The 24,526-nt window shown below is 69.9% G+C and carries 18 protein-coding genes; 8 read left to right on the top strand and 10 right to left on the bottom strand.

The features are described 5' to 3' along the window. Positions 1 to 24: 24 nt before the first annotated feature. The 3 genes from VLF18_RS21080 to VLF18_RS21090 are packed head-to-tail and all read left to right on the top strand — an operon-like array spanning position 25 to position 3,484. Positions 25 to 1,209, top strand: coding sequence for a trans-sulfuration enzyme family protein (locus VLF18_RS21080; protein WP_325281598.1), 1,185 nt, complete (start codon positions 25 to 27; stop codon positions 1,207 to 1,209). 29 nt (positions 1,210 to 1,238) lie between these two features. Continuing rightward, on the top strand, positions 1,239 to 2,201 hold the full coding sequence (locus VLF18_RS21085) for a hypothetical protein (protein WP_325281599.1): 963 nt from the start codon (positions 1,239 to 1,241) through the stop codon (positions 2,199 to 2,201). Beyond that, positions 2,198 to 3,484 carry an FAD-binding oxidoreductase gene (locus VLF18_RS21090; RefSeq protein ID WP_325281600.1) on the top strand — a complete coding sequence of 429 codons (1,287 nt, stop codon included), beginning with the start codon at positions 2,198 to 2,200 and terminating at the stop codon, positions 3,482 to 3,484. Before VLF18_RS21085 ends, VLF18_RS21090 begins: the two co-directional genes overlap by 4 nt. 28 nt (positions 3,485 to 3,512) lie before the next feature. Here VLF18_RS21090 and VLF18_RS21095 read toward each other — a convergent pair whose 3' ends face one another. From VLF18_RS21095 to VLF18_RS21120, 6 genes are all read right to left on the bottom strand, one after another. Beyond that, complete coding sequence (locus tag VLF18_RS21095; RefSeq protein ID WP_325281601.1) at positions 3,513 to 5,906, bottom strand: PAS domain S-box protein; 2,394 nt, start codon at positions 5,904 to 5,906, stop codon at positions 3,513 to 3,515. A gap of 172 nt (positions 5,907 to 6,078) precedes the next feature. Next, positions 6,079 to 7,104 carry a sialidase family protein gene (locus tag VLF18_RS21100; RefSeq protein ID WP_325281602.1) on the bottom strand — a complete coding sequence of 342 codons (1,026 nt, stop codon included), beginning with the start codon at positions 7,102 to 7,104 and terminating at the stop codon, positions 6,079 to 6,081. 76 nt (positions 7,105 to 7,180) lie between these two features. Continuing rightward, complete coding sequence (locus tag VLF18_RS21105) at positions 7,181 to 7,762, bottom strand: hypothetical protein (protein ID WP_325281603.1); 582 nt, start codon at positions 7,760 to 7,762, stop codon at positions 7,181 to 7,183. A 10-nt stretch (positions 7,763 to 7,772) separates the two neighbouring features. After that, a complete protein-coding gene (locus VLF18_RS21110; protein ID WP_325281604.1) occupies positions 7,773 to 9,929 on the bottom strand; it encodes a xanthine dehydrogenase family protein molybdopterin-binding subunit in 2,157 nt (718 codons plus the stop codon). Between the two features lie 37 nt (positions 9,930 to 9,966). Then, entirely contained in the window at positions 9,967 to 10,425 is a 459-nt protein-coding gene (locus VLF18_RS21115; RefSeq protein WP_325281605.1) for a (2Fe-2S)-binding protein, read from the bottom strand. 289 nt (positions 10,426 to 10,714) lie between these two features. Further along, positions 10,715 to 13,726 carry a M36 family metallopeptidase gene (locus tag VLF18_RS21120; protein WP_325281606.1) on the bottom strand — a complete coding sequence of 1,004 codons (3,012 nt, stop codon included), beginning with the start codon at positions 13,724 to 13,726 and terminating at the stop codon, positions 10,715 to 10,717. Positions 13,727 to 14,144: 418 nt separating this feature from the next. Here VLF18_RS21120 and VLF18_RS21125 point away from each other — a divergent pair, with 418 nt between their 5' ends. The 3 genes from VLF18_RS21125 to VLF18_RS21135 all read left to right on the top strand — a co-directional run bounded on the left by VLF18_RS21125 (position 14,145) and on the right by VLF18_RS21135 (position 17,417). Further along, positions 14,145 to 15,299, top strand: coding sequence for a dipeptidase (locus tag VLF18_RS21125; protein ID WP_325281607.1), 1,155 nt, complete (start codon positions 14,145 to 14,147; stop codon positions 15,297 to 15,299). 239 nt (positions 15,300 to 15,538) lie between these two features. Further along, positions 15,539 to 16,879: a sigma-54 dependent transcriptional regulator gene (locus tag VLF18_RS21130; RefSeq protein ID WP_325281608.1), complete on the top strand. Its 1,341-nt coding sequence runs from the start codon at positions 15,539 to 15,541 to the stop codon at positions 16,877 to 16,879. After that, on the top strand, positions 16,866 to 17,417 hold the full coding sequence (locus tag VLF18_RS21135; RefSeq protein WP_325281609.1) for a hypothetical protein: 552 nt from the start codon (positions 16,866 to 16,868) through the stop codon (positions 17,415 to 17,417). The genes VLF18_RS21130 and VLF18_RS21135 overlap by 14 nt, the downstream gene beginning before the upstream one ends. Positions 17,418 to 17,453: 36 nt before the next feature. Here the strand turns inward: VLF18_RS21135 and VLF18_RS21140 are convergent, their stop codons facing one another. Next, positions 17,454 to 18,617, bottom strand: a complete 1,164-nt coding sequence (locus tag VLF18_RS21140) for a BON domain-containing protein (protein WP_325281610.1) — start codon at positions 18,615 to 18,617, stop codon at positions 17,454 to 17,456. Between the two features lie 364 nt (positions 18,618 to 18,981). Here VLF18_RS21140 and VLF18_RS21145 point away from each other — a divergent pair, with 364 nt between their 5' ends. Beyond that, positions 18,982 to 19,287: a hypothetical protein gene (locus tag VLF18_RS21145; RefSeq protein ID WP_325281611.1), complete on the top strand. Its 306-nt coding sequence runs from the start codon at positions 18,982 to 18,984 to the stop codon at positions 19,285 to 19,287. A 262-nt stretch (positions 19,288 to 19,549) separates the two neighbouring features. Beyond that, positions 19,550 to 22,597, top strand: a complete 3,048-nt coding sequence (locus tag VLF18_RS21150; protein ID WP_325281612.1) for a CHAT domain-containing tetratricopeptide repeat protein — start codon at positions 19,550 to 19,552, stop codon at positions 22,595 to 22,597. Positions 22,598 to 22,783: 186 nt separating this feature from the next. On the opposite strand, the gene VLF18_RS21155 is transcribed toward VLF18_RS21150, so the two are convergent. The 3 genes from VLF18_RS21155 to VLF18_RS21165 form a co-directional block, all read right to left on the bottom strand. Next, a complete protein-coding gene (locus tag VLF18_RS21155; RefSeq protein WP_325281613.1) occupies positions 22,784 to 23,443 on the bottom strand; it encodes a hypothetical protein in 660 nt (219 codons plus the stop codon). Beyond that, positions 23,440 to 24,027 carry a sigma-70 family RNA polymerase sigma factor gene (locus tag VLF18_RS21160; RefSeq protein ID WP_325281614.1) on the bottom strand — a complete coding sequence of 196 codons (588 nt, stop codon included), beginning with the start codon at positions 24,025 to 24,027 and terminating at the stop codon, positions 23,440 to 23,442. The genes VLF18_RS21155 and VLF18_RS21160 overlap by 4 nt, the downstream gene beginning before the upstream one ends. Positions 24,028 to 24,212: 185 nt before the next feature. After that, positions 24,213 to 24,526, bottom strand: a 314-nt coding sequence (locus tag VLF18_RS21165) for a hypothetical protein (RefSeq protein ID WP_325281615.1), incomplete at its 5' end; no start/stop codon positions are given.

Genomic DNA, 24,526 nt, shown 5'->3' on the forward strand with positions numbered 1-24,526 from the left:
CGGGCAGGGCAGGGAGCCGCGGCGATGCAGCAGCACGATCTCAGCTACATCCTCAATCACCTCGGTGAGGAGGATCGCGCGCGCCATCGCGGCGCGGTTGCGCCGCCGGTCTACCAGAGCTCCATCTTCGCGTTCGAATCGGTCGCGGCCATGCGCGCGGGCTTCGCCGACGAACTCGACTCCACGCTGTACACGCGCGGCAACAACCCGACCGTCGAGATCCTGCGCAAGAAGCTCGCCGCGCTCGAAGGCGCCGAAGACGCGCTGCTGTTCGGCTCGGGCGCTGCGGCGATCGCGGCCGGCGTGATCGCCGGACTGCGCAGCGGCGATCACGTCGTCTGCGTGCAGAAGCCGTATTCGTGGACGCGCAGCCTCGTGCGCGATTTCCTCGGCCGCTTCGGCGTCGCGCACAGCTTCGTCGATGCGCGCGACACGGCCGCGATCGAAGCGGCGCTGACGCCGCAGACGCGGCTCATCGTGCTCGAAAGTCCGAACACGATGACCTACGAGCAGCAGGATCTCGCCGCGGTCGCCGCGCTCGCGCGCGCGCGCGGCGTCCGCACGCTGCTCGACAACAGCTACGCGACGCCGCTGAACCAGCGCGCGATCGCGCTCGGCATCGATCTCGTCGCGCATTCGGCGACGAAATACCTCAACGGCCACAGCGACGTCGTCGCCGGCGTGCTCTGCGGCAGCAAGACGCTGATCCGCGAAGTGTTCGACGGGCCGTACATGACGCTCGGCGCGATGCTGTCGCCGCACGATGCCTGGCTCATGATCCGCGGGCTGCGCACGCTGCCGATCCGCCTGCGCCAGATCGCCGCGACGACGCAGGCCGTCGTCGCGTTCCTGAAGGCGCATCCGAAAGTCGAGCGCCTCTGGTATCCGCACGACGCCGACGACCCGCAGTTCGCACTCGCCGAGCGGCAGACCGCCGGCGCGAGCGGACTGCTGTCGTTCGCGATCCGCTGCGACAGCACGCTGGCCGTCGAGCGTTTCTGCGATGCGCTGCAGCGGTTCCTGATGACCGTCTCCTGGGGCGGCTACGAATCGCTGCTGTTTCCGGTCGCGGCCGTCTATCCGCCGGATACCAACGTCGCCGCGCCGCGTTCGGGCCAGGTGCCGGTCAATCTCGTGCGCCTGTCGATCGGGCTCGAGGACGCCGACGTGCTCATCGCCGATCTCGCCCAGGCTCTGGATCGCGTGTAGGGTTGCATCAACGGTTCTGGAGAGGACACATGCGCCATTCTTTGTGCCTTGCGGCGGCCGCCGCAATGCTGCTGACTGCCTGCGGCGCGCTGCCGGCGCGCCCGACGGCCGAAGCCGTCGCCGTTCCGCAGGAACTCGCCGGCGAATACGACAATCATGCCGAGCGCTGGATCGCCTCGGCCGGCGGCAAGCAGGCGCCCGCGACGAACGCGGCGCCCGCGATCCATCACTGGATCAGCCATCCGGGCGGCGACCGCGGCCAGCTGCTCTGGCGTCTCGTGCTGCCCGACACGACGCCGGTGCAGGAAGCGCGCTGGCTTCTCGTCAATGAGAAAAATGGATTCGTACCGTATCGCCCGCTGTCGGCCGAGGCCGAGGCGGTGTTCCAGAACCCCGGCAAGAGCGTGCGCATCGACGACAAGTCGTGGGCGCCGCTGCAAGCCTGCACGCTGAAGGCCGCCGCGTCGCGCAACGGGCTCGCGTTCGCCGCCGATCCGTCGGCCTGCAGCGCGCTGCTGCCGGGAATCGGCGCGACCGCCGCACTGCTGCCGCTGCGCTTCGAACTCGTCAACGACCGCCTGCGCGTCGTTACCGTCGCCGATCAGGCGCGCGGCATCGATGCGGCGACGCTGTCGCAGCGCGTGCGCTGGTTCACCGGCTGGGACGCGCTCAACGGCGGCGGCATGAAGGCCTCGCCCGACAACAACGACTGGCACCTGCGCCGCGACCTGCGCCTGCACACCGAGGGTGGCCGCGTCGCGCTGAAATACCGCGACGGCGCCGCGTCGGGCTATTCGCTCGAACTTGCGCGCCTGACCTATCGCGAGAGCAACGCCGAGGTGTTGCGTCTTGCCGTGATCGAAGACGCGACCGGCAAGATGCTGAGCTACGTCTGGGGCGATCCCGACGCGGAGCGCATCGGCCTCAGTCTCGGCTGGCTGCAGGTCGGCCTCGAAGTCGACGGCCTGTCCAAGGAAACGCGCGCGCAATGACCGAACTGCCGGCCAGCTACTACCGCGCGACGGCGACGGCCTACGGCGGCTTCGCGCCGCTTGCGGGCCGGCATGCCAAGCGCGTGGTCGTGATCGGCGGCGGCTATGCGGGACTCAACACGGCGCTCGGACTCGCCGAACGCGGCGTCGGCGACGTCGCGCTGCTCGAAGCCGAAACGGTCGGTTTCGGCGCGTCGGGACGCAACGGCGGCTTCGTGTTCGCCGGCTATTCGCTCGGTGAAGCCTCGCTCGTGCGCCAGCTCGGCGTCGACGGTGCGAAGGCGCTGTTCCTGAGCACGCTCGGCGGCGTGCAGCTGATCCGCTCGCGCGTCGGCAAATACCGCATTCCGTGTGCGATGGTGGACGAAGGCGTGATCTGGGCCAACTGGTTCAGCGATCCCGGCGTGCTGCGCGAGCGCCAGCGGTTCCTCGCGGAAAATTTCGGCGTGCAGTGGGACTGGGTGCCTCGTGCGACGGTGCGCGAGCTGCTGCGCAGCGAACGCTACGGCGACGCGCTCTGGGAGCGCGACGCCGTGCACCTGCATCCGCTGAACTATGCGATCGGCCTCGCACAGGCCGCGTCGCAGAAGGGTGTTGCCGTACACGAACACTCGCCGGTGCAGTCGGTCGAGCGCCATGGCGAAGGCTGGCGCATGCGCACGACCGGCGGCGAAATCGAAGCCGAACACGTCGTGCTCTGCTGCGGCGGCTATCTCGCCGGACTCGATCCGCAGGTCGACCGCGCGATCCTGCCGATCGCCACGTACGTCATGGTCACCGAGCCGCTGGGCCCGCGCCTGCGCGAATGCATCAACACGCGCGCCGCGGTCTACGACACGCGCTTCGCGTTCGACTACTACCGGCCGCTGCCGGACTCGCGCCTGCTCTGGGGCGGGCGCATCTCGATCCGCGACCGCGCGCCCGGGCGCGTGCGCGACCTGCTGTATCGCGACCTCCTGAAGGTCTATCCGCAGCTCGCCGGCGTGCACATCGACTTCGCCTGGTCGGGCCTCATGAGCTATGCGCGCCACCAGATGCCGCAGATCGGCCGCAAACCGAATGGCATCTGGTTCGCCCAGGCGTTCGGGGGCCACGGCGTCGCGCCGACGACGGTCGCCGGCGAACTGTTGGCCGCCGCGATCGCGAACGACGACACGGCGTGGCAGCGCTTCGCACCTTACGGTCTCGTCTCTGCGATGCGCCCGTTCGGTTTTCTCGGCGCGCAGGCAAGCTACTGGTGGTATCAGGCCAGGGACTGGTTCGCCGATCTGCGCGGCGTGTGAAGAGCATTCGCCGCGCGCCAGCGAGCCGCTATGCCGCATTCTCGGTCATGCGCACGCGATAGCCGTCGCGGCCCGCCGACTTGGTCTCGTAGAGCGCCGCGTCGGCCATCGACAGCAGTTCCGCCGCGGTCATGGCGGCGTCGTTCTGGGCCACGGCGACGCCGACGCTGGTGCTCAGCGCGAGCGAGAGGTCGTGATCCGGAATCACGAACGGCTTGCGCATCGCGGCGACGATCTTCGCCGCCGCGGCCGCCGCGTACTGCGAGCGGCGCATGCCTTCGATGATCACGGTGAATTCGTCCCCGCCCAGGCGGCCGATGATGTCCGAGGGCCGCAGCACGCTCGCGAGGCGCTCGGCGAAGATCCGCAGCACGGTGTCGCCGACCGCGTGGCCGTGCGTGTCGTTGACCTGCTTGAAGCGGTCGATGTCGAGATACATCACGACGAGCATCGAGTGCTGGTCGCGGCTGCGCACGAGCGCGCGTTCGAGGCGCACGAGAAAGCCGGCGCGGTTGGCGAGTCCGGTCAGGCTGTCCTGCTCGGCGGCCTGGATCCAGCGCTGCTCCTCGACTTTCTTGCGCGTGATGTCCTGCGCCATCGCATGGATGCCGAGCACCTGCCGGCGCTCGTCGTCCCATTGCGGGATATAGGTGATCTCCAGGCAGGTGTAGTTGCCGCCGCGGCGTTCCTCGTCCTCGAACACGACGCGCTGGCCGGCCAGCGCCTGCTTCAGGTACGGCTCGCGGCGGCGGTAGGTCGCATCGTCGAGCACGCTGCGCGCGTGGCGGCCGACGATGCGGCCGCGCTCGTCGCCGTAGACCTGTTCGTAGGCCGCGTTCGCGAACTGGAAGCGCAGGCCCGCATCGACGTAGGCGATCATCGCGGGCATCGCGTCGGCGATCGTGCGCAGACGCTGTTCGTTGCGGCGCAGCTGTTCCTCGGCGAGATGCCGCGCGGTCACGTCCTCGACGCTGCCGGTGTAGCCGGTCATCTCGCCCTCGACGACGAGCGGCGCGGCGAGCGCCGATACCCAGACGGTCTGGCCGCTGTCCGGACGCAGGCGGTGCCGCGACTGGAAGCGCGCGCGCGCCGCGACCGCGGTGCGCCAGGCGTCGGCGACGCGCTCGCGGTCGTCGGGATGCACGGCCGCGAGCCAGCCCTCGCCGGCGGCCTCGTCGCTGCGCTGGCCGGACATGCGCTCGAAGGCGCGGTTGACGTAGCGGAACGCGCCGCCGAGGTCGGCGCGGAACAGGCCGATCGGCGAGGCGTCGTTGACCGCTTCGAGCTCGGCCTGCTGTTCGCGCAGCCGGTGTTCGTAGAGACGCCGGTCGGTGATGTCGAGCGCGTAGCCCATGACGAACGGCGCGCCGTGCTCGTCGTGCAGCACGCGGTTGTTGTATTCCCAGACGCGCTGGCTGCCGTCCCGGTGCTGGATGTAGAACAGGCCCGAGTCGGCGTCGTGGCGCGCGATGCGGCGCAGGTATTCGAGAAAGTGCGAATGCAGCGGCGGCGGCACGACGTCGAGCATCGAGCGGCCGACGAGCTCGACGACGCGATAGCCCAGCGCGTTCGCGGCGGCCGGATTGATCGACAGCAGCACGCCGTCGAAGTCGTGCGTACAGATCAGGCCGAGGCTCTGCTCGAACAGGTCGCGGAAGCGCCGCTCGCTGGTCTCGATCGTCTTGATGGCCTGGCGCTCGACGGTGACGTCGCGCGCCATGACCAGGCGCGCCTCGCGGCCGGCGTAGCGCAGCTCGCGCGAGGTCAGCTCGACGAGGAACACGCGGCCGTCGGCGCTGCGGTGGCGCCAGACCTCGGTGCTTTCGAAGTCGGTGTCGCGCTGGCTCAGCGCGTTCTGCAGCGACGCGTGGTCTTCGGCAGGACGGATGTCATACAGCGTCATGCGCAGGAATTCCTCGCGCGACCAGCCGTAGCTGCGGATCGCCGCGTCGTTGACCGCGAGAAAACGCAGCGTCACGCGGTCGTACACCCACATCGGCAGCGGCGCGTAGTCGAACACCGCCTGCAGGTCGTCGCGCTGCAGCCGCATCGCGTTGACGCCGGCACGCAGCGCGAGCGTCTGCGCGATGACGCGCTGCAGCGTGGCGGCGTCGAGCGTCGGCAGCGACAGCCAGGCCGACGCGCCGATCTCGATCCAGCGCCGGCCGCGCGTGACGTCGTCGCCGTGGTCGAGCGCGATCCACGCGGTGTTCGGCGCGATATCGCCGAGATCGGCATAGTCGGGCGAGGTCGGATCGGCGGCCTCGACGAGCAGCAGGTCGCAGGCGACGGCCGGCAGCGCGCGCAGCGCCGTCCTGAGGTCGCCCAGCGCGAGCAGCCGTCCGCTGCTGCGCACGAGACCGCTGGCGGCGCGGATCATGGCGGCACTGCCGATCAGGCCGATGTCGATGCCCGCATTCATCTCCGCTCCGGATGCCGTCGGAAGTGTCCCTGAGGGGCGGCCCGATTCTAGCAACCGTGCGACCGTACGATAGTGCAGGCAGCGTGACGAACAGTTGCCGGCCGGCGGGCGTGCACAAGTATGCCTGTGCACTACGCAAGCTATGGAGAAGTTTTTTCGAGGCCGGCGCCGGCTACTCGAACCGGCCGGCGAAGATCGCGTCGGCGACGACGGCGTTGCTGCGATGCACGATGTCGTAGTCGCCGGAGCCGGCCGGCGCCTCGCGGCCCCAGTACAGATCGACCGTCGAGGCCGAATCGCCGACCAGCGGGTGCGGCTCGACGTCGCTGGCGCCGGCGCTGATTTCCTGCGGCAGCGCGGGTTCGAACGCGACGCCGTCGGCCGAGCGGCGCGAGTAGATGTCGTACTGGCTGCCGTCGGCGTGGATGTAGAACACGGCGAAGCGGTCGTCGGGCATCACGACCGGCAGCGAGTCGTGGTTGTCGCCGTCGCTTTCGAGCGTGGCCGGCGCGGCGCTCCAGTCGCGCACGTCGGTCGTGGTTTTGGCGAACACGTCGAGCGAGGACGAGCCGACCTGATAGGTCGCGAGATAGCGTGCGTCGCTCGCGCGAAACGCGATGCGCGGCAGCTGGCTGCCGGACGCGAGCACGGTCTTGAGCTGGTCCCAGGTCGCGCCGTCGTCGGCGGACTGCGCCACGTAGCTGCCGCTGCCGAGGCGCTGGTAGGTCATCGTCAGCGTGCCGTCGGGATGGCGGATCACGTGCGGGTTCACTTCGCCGCCGGTGGCCCAGCCGAGTGCCAGCTGGCCCTGTTCCGTGAAGGTCGCGCCGTCGGGCGAGGTCGCGCGATACAGCCGGTAGGTCGACGTCGCGCCGGTGCCCTTGAGATAGAACAGCAGGAACGACCCGTTCGGCAGTTGCAGCAGCGCCGGATGCCGCTCGTTCGCGCTCGTTGCGACGATCGGGGCCGGCGTCGACCAGTTCGCACCGCCGTCGGCCGAGCGCGTGATCCAGAGATCGCCGAACGCGCTCGCGTTCAGGCGTTCGAACGCGGCGACGATGTCGCCGTTCGCCGCGCGCAGCACCGACGGCTGATAGTCGACGCCGCTGCCGCCGCTGACGGTCTGCTGCGCGCCGGCGCCCGCGCAGGCGAGCAGCAGGGCCGGTCCGAGGGCGAGCCGGAGCAGGGAATTGCGCATGCGGATACCTTGATGGTCGTGGACGGTTCTGTCCTAGACGCACGAAGGCGCCGAATCCGACAACGGTCGCGCGCGCTCAGCTCGCCGGGCAGGGCCCGCCGGCGTCGGCCCAGAGCTTGAACTTCGCGACGAACTCCGCATGCGGCACCGAGACCGGCGCGCGCGTGCCGCCGGGGTTCCAGCCCCACAGCACGAGCTTGTCTTCGCCGACATGCTTGAGCAGCGCGGCGAAGTCGCGTCCGCCGTTCTCGTTCTTGTCCTGGATCATCTTGCAGAGCGCCGGTGCGCTCAGGCCTATCGTGACCATGCGGTGCTCCGGCGGCGGCAACGCCCAGTGCGGCGCGCCCGGCGGTGCATTCGGACCGTAGCTTTCGGGCGCGTTCGCCTCGCCGTGGCAGGTCGAGCACGGCAGGCCCGGCGCGCCGTGTCCGGTCGGCCCGCGCACGACGCCCATCTGATGCGGCAGGCCCGCGTCGAACTGCAGCGGCGCGTCGCCCGGGATGTGACAGTTCTGGCAGCGCGGATGCTGGAACACCTTCTGCACCGTCGCAAACGCATCGACGGCGGCCTGGCGCTGTGCCGGACTCGGACCGCTGCCGCCGCAGCCGCTCAGACCCAGGGCAATCAGCGCACAGAGCACGGGAAGACGGGCGTTCATGGCGTTCTCCTCAGGCCTTGGCACGCAGCGGCAGCTCGCGCTGGCGCTCGCCGGTCAGCGCGAACAGCGCGTTGGCGACGGCCGCCGCGACCGGCGGCACGCCGACCTCGCCGACACCGCCGGGTTTGTCGGTGCTCGGCACGACATGCACCTCGATCTGCGGCATCTCGTTCATGCGCAGCACGCGGTAGTCGTGAAAGTTCGACTGCTGCACGCGGCCGTCCTTCAGGTCGAGCCTGCCGTGCAGCGCGGCGCTGAGGCCGAACACGATGCCCGATTCCATCTGCGCGACGATGCCGGCCGGGTTCACCGCAATCCCGCAGTCGATCGCGCAGACCACGCGATGCACGCGGATCGCGCCGTCGACGATCGAGATCTCGGCGACCTGCGCGGCGAAGCTGCCGAACGATTCGTGCACGGCGAGGCCGCGCGCGCGGCCCTGCGGCAGCGCCGAGCCCCAGCCCGCTTTCTCCGCGGCCAGATTCAGCGCGCCGAGATGGCGCTTGTGCTTTTGCAGCAGCTCCTGCCGATAGGCCAGCGGATCCTTGCCGGCGGCCTTCGCGAGTTCGTCGACGAGGCTTTCCATGACGAAGGCCGTGTGCGTGTGCCCGACCGAGCGCAGCCAGAGCACCGGCACGCCGAGTTCGGGCGAATGCAGGTCGACGCGATGGTCGGCGATGTCCTTGATGTACGGCGAGTCGGCGACGCCTTCGACCGAGGTCGCGTCGATACCGTTCTTGATCATCATCTTGAACGGCGAATTGCCGAGGATCGACTGGCCGACGATGCGATGCTGCCAGGCCACCGGCTTGCCCGCGGCGTCGAGACCGACGGTCGCGCGGTGGACGAAGGCCGGACGGTAGTAGCCGCCGCGCATGTCGTCCTCGCGCGTCCAGACCGTCTTCACGGGTTTGCCCGCGGCTTTTGCGACCTCGACCGCTTCGGCCACGAAATCGCTGGTCGGCGTCGCGCGCCGGCCGAAGCCGCCGCCGAGGAACATGGTGTGTATCGTGACCTGCTCGGGCTTGAGTCCGGTGATGCGCGCGGCGACGGCCTGGTCGAGCGTCTGGAACTGCGTGCCGGTCCAGATCTCGCAGGCGTCGGCCGTGATCTTCACCGAGCAGTTCAGCGGTTCCATCGCGGCATGCGCGAGATACGGCACGGCGAATTCGGCCTCGATGCGCGTCGCGGCCTTCGCGAGCCCGGCCGCCGCGTCGCCGGCTTTCGCGGCGGGTAGGCCTTCGCCGCCGGCCTGCTTCGCGTAGTCCTGGCGGATCGTGTCGGTGTTCAGGCTCGCATTCGCGCCGAGATTCCAGTCGACCTTGAGCGCATCGCGGCCGCGCTTGGCCGCCCAGAAATGATCGGCGATCACGGCCACGCCGCTCGGCACCTGGACGACGTCGCGCACGCCGGGCACCTGCCTGGCGGCCGTCGCGTCGAACGAGGTCACCGTGCCGCCGAACACCGGCGAGCGCGCGACCACGGCGGTCAGCAGTCCGTCGAACTGCACGTCCATGCCGAACTTCGCGCGGCCGTCGATCTTCTCGGCGGTGTCCAGACGCCTGGTCGGCTTGCCGATGAGCTTCCAGTCCTTCGCGTCTTTCAGCGGGACTTCTTTGGGCGCCTTGAGTTTCGCTGCGTCCACGACGAGCTCGCCGTAGCGCGCACGCTTGTCGCCGGCAATCACCTCGCCGTTCTCGGTGCGGCACGCACTCGCCTTCACACCGAATTTCGTCGCGGCCGCCTGGACGAGCAGCGCGCGCGCGGTCGCACCGGCGCGCCGATAGCGCTCGAACTCGGTCCAGGTCGACGACGAGCCGCCGGTGAACTGCATCGGCATGCCGACCGCGAAATAATCGGGCGCGGCCGGTGCATGCTCGACCGTGATGCGGTTCCAGTCGGCGTCGAGTTCCTCGGCGATCAGCATCGGCAGCGCGGTCCAGATGCCCTGGCCCATTTCCGAATGCGCGAGCAGCACGGTGATGCGATCGTCGGCCGTAATGCGCAGGAACGCGTTCGGCGCGAACAGCGCCGGCGCTTCGGTGGCGCCGGCGAGACGGTTCGCGCCGGGCACGAAGAAGGCGACGACGAGTCCGCCGGCGCCGAGTGCCGCGGTCTTGAGGAAATCGCGTCGCGAAGACAGTCGCGTCGAAACGGGAGCGTTCATGCGAGCCTCGTTGGAAAACGTGAATGCGGCGGAGCGATCAGCCCTTCGCGAGTTCGGCCGCGCGATGCACGGCGGCGCGGATGCGCTGGTAGGTGCCGCAGCGGCAGATGTTGCCGCTGAGCGCGGCGTCGATGTCGGCGTCGGTCGGGTCGGGCTTGGCCTTGAGCAGCGCGACGGCCGACATGATCTGGCCCGACTGGCAGTAGCCGCACTGCACGACGTCGAGTTCGGCCCAGGCGCGCTGCACCGGATGACTCGCGTCGGCGGCGAGCCCTTCGATCGTCGTGATGGATTTGCCGGCGACCGCGGAGACCGGCATCACGCAGGACCGCAGCGGCGTGCCGTCGACATGGACCGTGCAGGCGCCGCATTGCGCCATGCCGCAACCGAATTTGGTACCGGTGAGACCGGCGATGTCCCGCAGCACCCAGAGCAGGGGCATGTCGTCGGGAACGTCGAACTGCTGAGCCTTGCCGTTGAGCGTGAGGCTGACCATGTGTGCTCCCGATGCTGCCGATAGGTGGCTCGGTGGATGTGCAGTCGAGCCGCGGCGCAATCGAGCATCGCGTGCTGCCACGGTCGTCGACCGCGCAAGCATGGACGCCGCTCCGTACGCCCGTCAACTTCGATGACGGGCGGGTGAAAGTCATGTGCAGGATTGGGCAATCGGAACGCACGATCGGGCAAGGAAACAGGTAGTAACTGGAGGTCGCATTGATGCGCGCCTTCTCCAGTTACGACCTGCTTCCCTCCGGTTTCTGTTCGGAGCACCGCCCCGGCCCGGGCTAGTCCCCGGTGACGCGCGAGAACATCGCCTGCGTCGCACCGCGGATTTCGGTGCGCGCGATCGCCCAGTGCATGTCGTTCGCGCGGAACGTGCCCGCGACATTCATGCGCAGCCGCAGCTGCACCCGACGGCCGGCGATGCTCGCGTTGAAGCGCAGCGTCTCGTCGCGCCATCCGCCGGACACGCCGCCGTAATGACCGTTGCCGGCGACGAGCAGCGGCTGGACGCTCTGCCACGGACCGTCGTCGACGCGGATCTCGATGCGGCCGTATCCGGGCACGGTCGTCGCGCGCTCGAAGTCGTAGTGGTGCTGCAGCTGCAGTTCGAGCGGCGCGGTCGCCGACACGGTGAACGGCTGGGTCGCGAGCCAGGTGTTCGCAGCGAGCTGCGCGTCGCCCATGACGTAGCTCCAGCGGCCGTCGTAGCGCTGCCGCTGCCAGTCGAGCACGTCGGCGAGCCGGTCGCCTTCGGCATAAGTGCAGATGTACAGCGCACAGCCGTGCGGGTAGTCCTCGAAGCCGCGGATCCAGTCGTGCCGGAACGTCGCCGCGTGCGCGGCGCTGTCGACATGGCGGTCGCGCACGAGGTCGTAGTTCACCGCGAACGCGCGGCTCGTCAGCGCGAAGGCCTCGGGATGGGCGTTGTCCCAGGCGAACACCTGCACCGGCAGCGTGATCGCGTCGCGATGCGTGCGCACGCGGAACGGCAATGCGAACTCGCGCGTTTCCTCGGGCGCGAGCGCGATGTTTTCCAGGTACACGCGGTCGGGCAGGTCGAACAGGCCCGGAATCGGCGGCACCGCGAGCGTGATGCGGTCCAGCGCCGAGAAGCCGCTGTTGCGCAGCGTGACCACGACTTCGCCGCTCTCGCCGCGATCGAGCACGCCGTCGGCGTCGCCGCCGATCTCGCGCAGGTGGACCGAGACCACGGACAGCGCGCGCTCGAGGTCGCGGAAGCTCTCCACGCCGCCGCGCAGGCTGAACGAGTCGCGCGGCGGCGACAGCGCGCCGGCGCCCATGCCGCGTTCGGCAAAGCCGCTGCGGCAGCGTCGGTAGTCGGCTTCGCTGTCGGCGCGGATCGCCGCGAGCACGGCCGTGCGCGCTTCGGTATACGTCGCGTCGGTCGGAAACAGCTTCAGTCCGCTGACGAGCCAGCCGAGAAAATCGCGCTTGCGCGTCTCGAACTGCGGCGACGGCGCGGCGGCGAGCACGTTGCGTGCACATTGCCACAATGCGGTCGTCCAGATTTCGCCGGCCGTGTGGATTTCCGCGTTCAGCAGCGAGCGCGCCTTCCAGTCGAACGGCGCGCTGCCGGCGGGCACCGGATGATCGAGGCTGATATGGCGGAAGGTCAGCGGGTTGCGCCGGAAGTCGCTGGAATAGGGATAGCGGCGGATGCCGTGGTAGTAGCTGTTGTCGGGATAGCCCGGCGAGCCGGCCGCGGGCAGGTCGTCGGCGCGAAAGTCGTAGTCGAGATTCATATAGGCGCCGACCGCATAGGCGGCCGAGAAGTCCGGCTCGCCGGGCATCGCATGGCGGTCCTGCTCGCGCACCGTGACCATGAGACCGACGAAGTCGGCCGTGCCTTCGTTGATTGCGCCGGGCTGGCCGTGGTAACCCGATACCGTGAGCCGCCCGAACATCGTATGCGCCCATTCGTGCGCGGTGACGCCGAGGTCGAAGCCGCTGACGTCGCGGCGCGTGCGCGTCTGCGGATTGAAGCCGAGCGTCAGCACCGGGCTCTCGCCGTCGGCCGGCGCATAGGTATACGTCGAGAATTGTGCCGCGAGCACGATCAGCGGATCGCCGGCGATGCCGCCGCGGCCGTAGTTGTCGGCCTGGCTGTTGCCCGCGGACTCGTCATAGCCGAGGCCGTGGAAATAGTCGTGCAGCCAGTTGCCGGCATAGAAGCCCTGCACGATTTTCGCGTTGAGTTCCGGATCGCCGGTCGGTATCGGCACCGACGGATCGAGGCACTGCTGGTAGTCGGTCAGCGTCGTGGTCGCGTCATAGGCGTAGTCAAAGCGCCGGGGCCCGTTGGTCTGCGCGCGGAAATCGCCGACCTCGGCGTCAAATTCCATCTGTTCGTCGCCGTAGCACTCGCCGTCGACCAGGGTTTCGGCCGCGAAGAACGCATCGACATTGTTGCCGCGCGTCTGCGTCGCGTCGTCGGCGAGCCAGGGATCGCCGGTGCCGGCATCGCCGAGCGTCACGAGATTCATCGGCGCGGGAACCACCGGGCGCCAGCCGTCGGCGACGCCGGTCGGATGCGGGTTCGTGTAGCCGTAGGGATCGACATACGGAAAGCCGTCGGTGCCGGCGAACACGCGGTAGGAGAACGGTTCCAGATCGTGGATCTGGCTGTTGCGCCTGAGCACGCGGCCGTCCTCGGCCGAGATCACGAGCGCGAATGCGGTCGGACGCGCGTCGCCGCGGCGCTGGAACACGACCTCGGCGCTGTAGGCCGCGATCAGGCGGTCGTTCGCGGGATACCAGACCGGCTTTGCGCGCGCGGGCCGCAATGCGCGGAATTCGGCGGTCGACTGCAGCGTGATGCGCTGGTAGCCGTTGCCGTCGGCCTTTGCGGCGCTTGCGATCGCATCGATGCCGAGACCGTCGAGCGCCTGCTGCACGGCGGCGCGCGCGTCGAGCGCGAAGGCGGGCAGTGCGGCCGTGGCGGCCTTGTCGCTGTAGCTGCCGCCGGCGGTGCGCGGCTGCCGCTGCGCATCGCGCAGCACGGTCAGTCGCGCGCCATAGACCTCGATGCCGGCTACCGTCTGGCGGAACTGCTCGACGCGGCCGCGGCTGCCGGCCGGCTGCAGCGCGCCGGCCGTCAGTTCCGGATGCAGCGCGAGCAGCAGCGCCTTGGCGTCGGATGTGCGTTTGGCGACAGCCGCCGGGGATTCGAAGCGACGCTGCAGCTGCAGCGGTTCGGCGGCGGCGGCACTGACGATCCCGCAGGCCAGGGCTACGCCGATCGCGCGGCGCAGCGACAGAAGTGTCTCGTTCACGGGGAAGCTCCGCAGGGAAGGAAGCGCCGCGGAGCCTAGCAAGCGCCGCGACAATTACGCAACGCTTCGTACGTAGACGTTAGGAGAATGGGGCGGGTCGCGTCCTCGTTCGTGACTTGTCCAGATGTTCCGTTGTGCATTGCGGAAAATCACGGGCGGCGGCGCTGCGGCGTCCGCAGCGTCCGGGAACGACGCGGATGCGCCGCGGGCGCCGGCCTGGCCGCCTGCGCGGGGATCCGCCGTGGCCACGAGCGGATTCCGCAGCGGCGCGCCGGCGATCCGCGGAGCGACGCGCCGCATCGGCGCGTGCGTCTACGGCATCTTTCGTATTTTTCTTCGCTTCGGCAGAATCCGGCGATCCCGGCGCCGCGCGGCGCCGGCCAGTCGCGAGTCATCAGCCAAGAATGGAGAAGCGAGCATGGTCAGTCGGCGGGACGTGTTGATCGGAGCGGGAGTCGCGGGCCTGTCGGCCGCGTTCGGCGTTGCTGCGGCGCCGCAGGAGAAGCCGGGGTCCGGCGCGAAGAAGCCGCAATGGCCGCCTTACGCGAAGACGTTCTCGATCGACGGCGCATCCGCCTTCGGCGTCATCTTCACCGAGGACGACGCCGATGCGACCGCGAAGGAGCTGGCGATCCAGCGTCTGTGCGGACTCGGCGCCGTGCTGACGACGGCGGCGCCGCAGGGACGCTTCTGGCTCGACGACGCGCAGTTCGAGCGCACCAAGGACACGGTGCGGCGCTGGAACGCGATCGCCGAGCGTCATGCCGAACACCTGTACCTCGTGCGCGGCAAGTCCGACCTGACGCTCGAGCGCCGCGGCGCACGCACCGGCGTGATCCTCGGCTTCCAGGGCACCGAGCCGCTCGGCGAGGATCTCGACCGTATCGCGCTGTTTCGCGATCTCGGCGTGCGCGTGATCCAGCTGACCCACAACCGCCGCAATCTCGTCGGCGACGGCTGCATGGAAAGCGGCAACGCCGGCCTCAGCAACTACGGGCGCAGCGTCGTCGAAACCCTGGAAGCGAAGAAGGTCGTCGTCGATCTCGCCCACGGTTCGCCGCGCACGATCTCCGAGGGCATCGCCGCGTGCCGGCGGCCGATGCTGATCAGCCACACCGGCTGCCGCGCGCTCGCCGACCTGCCGCGCAACGTGCATGACGCCGACCTGCGCGCGATGGCCGACCGCGGCGGCGTCGCCGGCATCATCTTCTGGCCTTACCTGCGCACCGACACGCAGCCGATGGCGATCGACGTCGTGCGGCATATCGAGCACGCGATCAAGGTCTGCGGCGAGGACCACGTCGGCATCGGCACCGACCTCGGCGTCGCGCCGATCGAGCGCGGCCCGGCCTTCGAGAAAGAGAACCGCGAACTCATCCGGAACATGGTCGAGGACGGCATCTTCGAGAAGGGTCGTCCCGAAGACCTCTATCTGTTCATTCCCGACCTCAACACGCCCGACCGCTTCGACACGCTCGCCGCGCTGCTCGCAAGCCGCGGTCATTCCGATGCGCGCATCGAGAAGATCCTCGGCGGCAATTTCGCGAGAGTGATGGGGGAAGTCTGGGGGTAGGGCGGGGAATCGGGAATCGGGAATCGGGAATCGTGCGAGCGGGACGGATGCATCGATTCCTTCGCGCGCGCGGAGACGGCTTCGCCTCTGGCGGCTCCGGTTCCCGATTCCCGAAATAAACAGATATACCAACGCAGAGTCCGCCTTCACGCCCCTGTCGTCGCGCAGCAGTGCCGGCTTGACGCGTTCTTAATCGCGGCGCGCGCAGACTCGTCTGCCGGAGAGCGACGGACGACGGCATGGATCATTCGAGCCGGCCCAGCCTGCTGGTGGTCGACGACGACGAAGGCTTCGTCGAAGCGGCGACGGCGCTGGCGCAACTGCGCAATTTCGAATCCTGCGGCGCGCACAGTCTCGATGCGGCACGCATCGCAACGCAGCGCCGGCGTTTCGACCTGATCCTCGTCGACCTGTGCCTGCCCGACGGTTCGGGCTTCGATCTCGTCGAGGAGATCGGCGAATCACGCGGGCCGGTCGCCGTGGTCACGGGCAACGCGTCGATCGCGACTGCGGCGCGCGCAGTGCGGCTGCCGGTCAGCGACTACCTCGTCAAACCGCTGGAGCGCTCGCGCTTCGACGCGCTGCTCGAACAGGCGCAGTCGGTCTGGTCGGCGCAGTACTCCGCCGGCGACGAGGTCTCCGGCTGCGGCGACTTCGTCGGCGATTCGCCGGCGATGCGTGCCGTGTACCGGCAGATCCGGCGCGTCGCGCCGACCCATGCGAACGTGCTGCTCGTCGGCGAAAGCGGCACCGGCAAGGAACTGGCCGCGCGCGCGATCCACGACCTCAGCGGGCGCAGCGGTCCGTTCGTCGCCGTGAACTGCGGCGCGGTCGCGCCGGAATTGCTCGCGAGCCATCTGTTCGGGCACGAGCGCGGCAGCTTCACCGGCGCCGTGCGCCAGCATCGCGGCTATTTCGAACAGGCCCAGGGCGGCACCATCCTGCTCGACGAGATCACCGAGATGCCGCCGGCGCTGCAGGCGCATCTGCTGCGCGTGCTCGAGACACGCAGCGTGATCCGCGTCGGCGGCGATTCCGAGCATGCGCTCGACGTGCGCGTGGTGGCCGCGACGAACCGGCGCGCCGAGGAGGCCATGGCGGCGGGACAGCTGCGCGAGGATCTGTTCTTCCGGCTCGGCGAATTCGTGCTGCAACTGCCGCCGCTGCGGCTGCGCGGCGGTGACGTCGCGCTGATCGGCGAGGCGATGCTGCAGCAGTTCAACCAGCGCTACGGTGCCGACAAGCGCTATGCGCCCGATGCCTGGAGCGGCGTCGTCGACTATGCCTGGCCGGGCAACGTGCGCGAGCTGCGCAACGCCGTGCACCGCGCTTTCATTCTGAGCGACGGCAATCTCGTACGGCTGGCGCCGCTGCGCAACGCGGCGTCGGCGGGAGCGGACGTGGCCGGCTGCCTCGTGTTTCCGGTCGGCTCGCGCCTTGACCGCATGCAGCGCGAGATGCTGCTGCGAACGCTGCAGCACTATGCCGGCGACAAGGCGCGCGCGGCCGAAGCGCTCGGCATCAGCGTCAAGACGATCTACAACCATCTCGCGCGCTACGGCGACGATGCTGACGCCTGAGCGCATCGCGCGGCTGCGGCTCGCACCGCTGCGCAGCATGCGTGCGCTGGCCGAGCCGCAGCACGCGATGCGCCGCGCGGCGCGTTTCGTCGGCCTGCTCTGCGACGGCGCGGCGGTGCGCGCGACCGCACCGTCGCTCGGTTGTGCGGTAGAACGTCCGGCCTCACGCGATCCGCACGATGCCCGCGACCACACCGTCGAGCGCGGCGACGACGGTCTCGCGCTCGTGCGCATCGACGTGCGCTGCGCGCCGCAACGCTGGGAAGCCGTCGGCGTCTGCGTCGAACGGCTTGCCGAGTCGCTCGCGCTCGTGCTCGCGCTGCATGCGAGACCGGCGCGGGCACTGCGTGGCGTCTGGCTCGGCGCGCAGTGCTGGCACGACATCAACAACACGGTCAACGCGCTGACCCTGCAGGCCAGCGTGGTGCAGTCGCTGCTCGAACGCGGACGCACCGACGAGGCCGCGGCGTTTGCCGAACGCTGCGCGCACGCGGGCGACCGGCTCGTTGCGCAACTCATGGCATTGCACGGTCGCTGAGCGCCGCGGCGACGAAGCGCCGCGGCGCCGTCGCGTCTAGTGCTTCTTGCCGCTCTCGTCGCTGCGCGAGCCGGCGCTCGTGCTGCCGCCGCCTGGCGAACCCGACAGGTTCTGGCCGGTGCCGGCCTTGCGTATCGTGAGCTTGTTCTCCACGTCCTTGACGCCGCCGCAGTTGTCGGCGATATCCTCGACGCGGTGCTTGAGGTGACGCGCATCCACGCTGCCGCTCAGCGTCACGACGCCGTTCTTCACGTCGACGTTGATGTCGCCCGCGTCGATCATCGGATCGTCGGAGAGTCGCTCGCTCAGGTCTTCCTTGATGCGCTCGTCGGAGCGCATGTAGTTCTTCGGTCCGCGCCCGCGCTGGTTCTGCAGTTCGTCATAGCCGCGGCCGTAGCTGCTTTCGCGGCCGGTGCCGTAGTTCGCGCCCTGCGCATAGCGATCGCCCGCATACGCGCCGCCCTGGGCGAAGCGATTGCCGCCGCCGTAGAGGCTGTCGTCGCGCTGGCCGTAACCCGTCTGGCCGTAGCTCGTGTTGCGTTCGCGCTGGCCGCCGTAGCCGAGATCGCTGCCGTAGCCGCCGACATAGCCCTGGCCGCTGTCGTCGTAGTCGCGCCAGGCGCCGCCGGTCTGACGGCCGTAAGCCGGTTCGTTGCGCGCGTAGGACGGACCGAGATCCCGGCCGTAGTCCTGCGACGGACCGTATCCGTAGTTGCGCTGGCCTTGCCGCTGACCGCCCTGGTAGGACGAACGCGGACTCGAATAGCCCTGCCGGATCGAGTCGTTCGACCAGCCGCCGCGCGAATTTTCGCCGTAGAGCGGACGGCCGCCTTCATAAGGTGAACTGCCGTACTGGCCGCTGCCGCTGCCGTAATCGCGGCCGGCGCCGTAGCTGCCGCGCGGTCCGTGACTGCGTTCGTCGTAGTCGCGGCCGAAGCCGACGTTCTGGCCGCGGCCGTAGCGCTGCTGGGCGAAGTCCGAGCGATAGCCTTCCCCGTCGTCGTAGCCGGTATAGGACTCGCGCCAGTCGCCCTGATCGGCATAGCTCGCACTCGGTCCTTCCTCGTCGCGCCATTGCGGCTGCGCCTGCGACTGCCAGCGTTCCTCGTTGCGGTAGTTGCCGCGCGGGTCGTACATGCGCGACTCGTTGTCGCGTCCGCGGAAGGAGCGCAGTTCGCGCTCGCGATCGTATCGTTGCATGGGTTCTCTCCTGATCGGATTTTTATCGCGCCGCCACTGAAGCGACGCTCGGTCGGAGCAAGACATATGCCACGCGTGCCACTTGTATACGACGTGCGCGGACATCGCGTTGCCAGGCTGCAGTGCCTGCTGCGCCGGCGTGCGATCGGGACGGAACGGACGGAAATATCTGCAATCGGCTGTAGCAATTTCGCGCCGCGTCACGGCCGCGCACGCTGTTGCAGCCTGCATGCGCGCTGCCGGAGACCGCTTATCGTGCACGGTGCGTCGATGCAATTGCGCGCGTGCGCGCAGGTCCGCGCACGGCACGCATCCTGCTGACGGGTCTCGCCGCTATGGCGTCATCACCCGCAAGGAGAGACTCATGCATACGACGAAGACCCTGCTCGCGCTTGCCGTTGCCGCGCTGTTCGCGGCGGCGCCGGCATTCGCCGCGCCTAACGAGAACAAACCGCTGAGCCGCGACGAGACGCCGACCGGCGAACACATCCCGGTGTTCAATCAGGTCGACAGCGACGGCAACGGCATGCTCGACAAGGACGAGTTCAAGCGCGGTACGACGACGCAGAACGTGACCTTGGCCCAGGTCGACACGAACGGCGACGGCAAGGTGTCGCGCGGCGAATGGGACGAGCACAAGAAGATGAAGAAGCAGGAACAGTATCCGTAAGCGAGGAAAAGGACGTGGAAGCGAGGGGCGGGAGGTTTGCTCCCGCTTCGCGCTTCGAACCCGATTGTGCGGAATCCTCGGTTCCGGGTAGTTCGGGTGGGATGCGGCAACAGTCTTGACCGGCTGTTGTCGTACGCATCAACTTGGTACAAGTGGCGGCATGCGCGCCACGTCATTCCTTTGCCGCTTTCGCTGCCTGCTGCGCGGTCTCGTGGTCGCATGCGGTTGCGCTGCGGCACCGGCGCGGGGTACCGCGCTGGATATGGCGATCCGTTGCGACGAGCCGGCGGCGGAGTCCGATCTGGCCGTGCCGGCGAAGCTCGCGCTGCCGGCCGTCCCGGGCGTGCTGCTCGTCGAGGAACTCGGCGTCGACGTGACGATCCGCCGAATGCTCGGCACCACGTCGCGCGACTGGGATCTGGCGCCGAGCGGCCGTGCGTGGCAGGCGGCCGAAAGCGACGGCGACGCGAATGCGCAGTGGTCGATAGTCGCCGTCGTGCCGGGCACGTCGCGCGCACGCGTCCGCCTGCAGCTGCTGTGTACCGAAACGCGCTGGGATTTCGCGCCGCTGCGGCTACTGGCGCGTGCCGCAGCCGATTCGGCGCGCGCGGAAGACGGCGGCCTCGAGGCGGAGAGCCGCAACCTCGCGCGCGCGCAGGCGGTGGCGACGCTGAGCGCGCTGGTCGTCGTCGGCCGCAGCGATGCCGTGCGCCGGCGCTGGCCCTGGCTCGCCGCGCAGGCGCTGCAGTCGCGCGGATTCGCGTACACGCGCATGAGCCGGCCCGCGGATGCGCGTGCGGATGCGGTCGCTGCGGCCGAGGCCTGGCGCGACATCGGCGACCGCCTGAGAAGCGCGATCGCGCGGCATCGCGCGGCGCAGCAACTGCGCCGCGAAGGCGATCTGGTCGGTGCCGAGCGCGCGTTTCGCGCGCTGCGCGGGGAGGCGGTCGTGCGGGCCGATCCGACGCTGGTCGGCAACGTCACGAACGACCTGTGCCTCACGGTGCGGCATCTGCTGCGGCTGCGCGAGGCCGTGCGCTGTTTCGACGACGCGATCGCGTTGCATACCGCCGCGGCGAATCCTTCCGAAGCCGCGCTGAGCCGTGCGAACCGCGCCAATGCCTACGAGCGGCTCGGCCGCTACGACGAAGCCGATGCCGACGTGCAGGCGGCGCTCGCGCAGGCGCGTGCCGGCGGCTTCGTGCGCCCGCAGCTGATCGCGGAACTCGTCGCCGGCGATGTCGCGCGCGCGCGCGGACGCCTCGACGCGGCGATCCGGTTCTACCTCGAAGGACTGAGCCTGGCCGAACGGCTGCAGGATCCGCTGTATCGCGCCAACGCGCTGCAGCAGCTCGGCATCGCGTATCTGCTGCTGCGCGATTTTGCGCGCGCGCGGCAGTTCCTCGGCGAAGCGGCACGGGCCTACGAGCGCGGCGGCTACTGGAACAACGCCGTGTTCGCACTGCGCAATCTCGCCGATGCCGAACGCAATGCGGAGCTGCCCGAGCAGACCGCTTCGACGATCGCGCGGGCGCTCGCGATCGTCGAAGCGGGCAAGGCGGGACAGGGGGCCGCGGCGGAGCTGCATCTGCTGCGCGCGGAAATCGCGCTGACCGACGGCGCTTCGGTGCCGCTGGACGAGGCGATCGCTGCCGCGCAGAGCGCGCTCGGCGACGCGCCGTCCTATGTGCAGCGGCAGCGCCTGACGATCGCGCTCGCGCGCCGTGCGCTCGCGCGCGACGCGCTGCCGGCGGCGCAAGCCGGCGTGCAGCAGGCGCGCCGCGCGGCGCAGCGCGCCGACGACGTGCTCGGCCTCGCCGATCTCGACGCGCTGCAGGCGCAGATATCGGAGCGGCGCGGCGAACGGGCCGCCGCACGGCGCCACTACGAAACTGCGGTGCAGCGCGCCTTGCGCGTCGCGAGTCTGCAGAGCTATCCGCTGCATCGCACGAGCTATCTCGCGCAGGCGCGGCGCAGCCTGGAACGGCTGCTCGACCTGTCGCGCGCGGATGAGCCGGCGGCCGCCGTCGCGCGCTTCGGCGAAATCGCCGCGCTGCATCTCGCGGCCCGCCGCGGCGAGCGGGCCCTGCTCGCCGCGACGCCCGAACAGACCGCGCTGCTCGCGCAGGTCAACGACCGCGTGCGCGAGCGCTGGGGCATACGCGAGCGCGAGAGCGTCGTCGAAGTCTCGGCCGCGCCCGGCCTGTTCGCGCGCGCGCAGCAGATCGACGCGCGCACCCAGGCCGGCCCGCGCGTCGCCGATGCGCCCGCGCTGCTGCGCGCGTGGCAGCAGCAGCTGCGCGACGGCGATGCACTCGTCGTCAGCTTCGTCGGCGAGCGTCGCGTGTTCACCTGGACGCTGCGCCGCGACGGTCTCGCCGAGCAGGCCGCCGGTACGGCGGTCGAGCTGCGCGATGCGGCGGCGGCGCTGCTGCACGCGGTGCAGGACCGGGCGCACGGCGACGGTGCGACCACAGTCGCTGCGCAAGCCGTGCGAACCGCCGCCGGATTCGACGGCGTGCGCGTCGCCGACGGCGCGCGCCACTACCTGCTTGCGGACGGGCCGCTCGCGGAACTGCCGCCGGCCTTGCTGCTGGGCGGCTCGGCCGCGGCGATTCCGGCAGTGATACGCATCGATGATCTGGGCGCGCCGGAAGCGCCGGCCTGCTGCCGCGGCCTGCCGTTGCAGGCCTTCGCCGATCCCACTGTCGATGCCGCTTCGGCGGCGGCGCGCAGCGCCGCGAGCCTGCCGCGACTGCCGGGCAGCCGCCTCGAAGCGCGCACGATCGCGGCGAACTGGCCCGATGGGCCGGCCGAGGTCTGGCTCGGCACCGCGTTCACGCGCCGCCGGACGCTGGCGGCGCTCGCGCGCGAAGGCGGCATTGTTCATTTTGCGACACATGGATTCGCGAGCCGCGACGAGCCCGGCCTGAGCGCGCTGCTCGTCGCGGCCGACGACGCCGAACGCGGACTCGACGTCGTGAGCTTTCACGATCTGATGCTGGCCGACGTGCGCGCGCGCCTCGTCGTGCTCGGCGCCTGCGACACCGCGAGCGGCAGTTCGAAATCCGGCAGCACCGGCGCGAGTCTCGCGCATGCGCTGCTCGTCGCCGGCGCGGAGCATGTCGTCGCGCCGCTGTGGAGCGTCGACGACGAGATCGGCACCGCGTTCATGCGCACGTTCTACGACGCACTCGCCAACGGCGCGGAACCCGCCGCGGCCGTCGCCGCCGCGCAGAACGCGCTCGCGCAGCGCAGCCGCACGGCGCATCCGTACTATTGGGCCGGTTTCGCGGCGTTCGAGAAATAGGCGGCGCGTTGCCCGGCGGTGGGCCCGACGGGCGAACCCCGGCATCGCGGTGTCGTTTCCGGCGGACGTCTGGCGGAGGAATCGCTTGCCCTGTCGTTGAAACGATGCTTCAAGCGTTCTCCTTCGCCACGGGTTCTTCGTCGCGGAATCACCGTGACGTTGGGCTTCGCCAGCGGCTCAATCCGACTACGGTCTGCGCAGCTGCAAGGTGCGCGTCGGGCGCTGGCGCCAGCTGCCGTCGCGCCAGGCTTCGAGGTCGAGCGTGAGCCGTGTCGTTGCGGGGGTCGGCAGCGCGACGAGTACGTCGAACTGGCCGCTGTCGTCGGGCTTGAGGTCGTCGAAGCTGCCGAGCAGCGTCGCGCCGTCGCGGATGCGCAGGCGGAACGGGCCGGCTTCGTTGGTCGCGGGAACGCGCAGCACGATCTGGCGCGCGCTCGCGTCGAGCGTGATTTCGGCGTCGGCGGGAATCGCGTCGCCGCGCGTCGCGGGCAGCTGCGCGACGGCGATGCGTTGTGCGCCCGGTGCGGCTGGCGGCGCAGACATCAGCGCGTAGGTGAGCAGCGCGCCGAACAGGCCGCTCGCGGCGATGCTCAGCGGCAGCTGCCAGCGGTGCGTCGTCGTTGCGGCGAGTGCCTGCGGCGATTCGCGCAGTCCCTGCCGCAGCACCTTTTCGGTTTCGACCTCGTCGAGCAGGCCGGCGTCGTCGAGCAATCGTTCCTCGAACGCGGCGAGCATGCCCGCGTCCATGTCGCCGCGCAGGTAGCGCGCGATCAGGCGCTGCCGTTCGGCCGGCTGCGCGAGCAGTGCGGCGAGCAGCGGAATGGCGTCGGTGGCGTTCGGCATCATGATTCGTCCATGGGTCGGGCCAGTCCGCGCGCCGTGGCGAGCTCGCGGAACCGGTTCTTCGCGCGATGCAGCACGCGGTCGAAGTGCGCCGGCGTCAGGCCGAGCGCAGTGCAGAGTGCGGGCTTGTCCTGATCGAGCACGTAGTAGCGCCAGAGCAGTTGCCGGTCGCGCTCGACCGGCAGCTCGGCGATGAGCGCGCGGATCAGCGTGCGGCGTTCGCTGCGCGTCGTGACTTCGAGCGGGCCGGCGCTGTCGTCGACCGGCAGGTCGCCCGCGTCCTCGTCGAAGTCGTCCTCCGGACGGCGGCGTCCCGCGCGCTGGTATTCCGACAGCAGGTTCAGCGTGATGCTGCGCAGGAAGCCTGCGATCGCGTCGGGATTTTCAAGCCGGCCGCTGCGCAGTTGCGGCAGCGCGATCCGGAAGCAGTCCTGCACGACGTCCTGGGCGAGCTGGTCGTCATTGTCGCGCTGGCGCACGAGGAAGCGCAGGCCGCGCGCGTAGCGCAGATAGAGTTCGCGCTCGGCCCGCGCATCGCCGGCTCGGATGCGGTCGGCGAGTTCGCGCGACGACGCAGGTTGCTCCACGGACATTCCGGCGGTCGACACGCGCCGCTCCTCACACGTGTACCTGTGCCCGAGTATAAGCGTGAACGGCCGCGACGGAAGTTGGCGGCCGATGCCGGGGTCGGTGCTCGTCTGACGCATGGCGGCATCCTCGGCGCGCTGCAGGTGTGCGACAGGTTTCAAGTGGCCGCGCGGCGCGCGACCTCTCAGCGCGCCGGCGGCGGCGAGGCGATCAGGCGCGGACTGTGGGCCTCGATCGTGCGCGGGCCGTCGGCGATACGGGCGCGGACGAGGTATTCGCCGGCCTCGGCGGCGAGGAATGTGATCGGCGCCGCGAAACCGCTCGCGTCGGTTCGCAGCCGGCGCGGCTGTACGACTGCGTTCGTCGTCGGACGGCCATCCGCATCGACGACGATCAGCTCGATCTCGAGGCCGGCGCGCGGCGCCGGCGCCGCACCGAACAGCCAGAGCGACAGCGGCGTCACGGTCGTCACGCGCAGCGATGCCGGCGGCTGCGGCG

The organism is Tahibacter sp. (assembly GCF_035481375.1).
In the GTDB taxonomy this organism is placed as follows: Bacteria; Pseudomonadota; Gammaproteobacteria; order Xanthomonadales; family Rhodanobacteraceae; genus Tahibacter.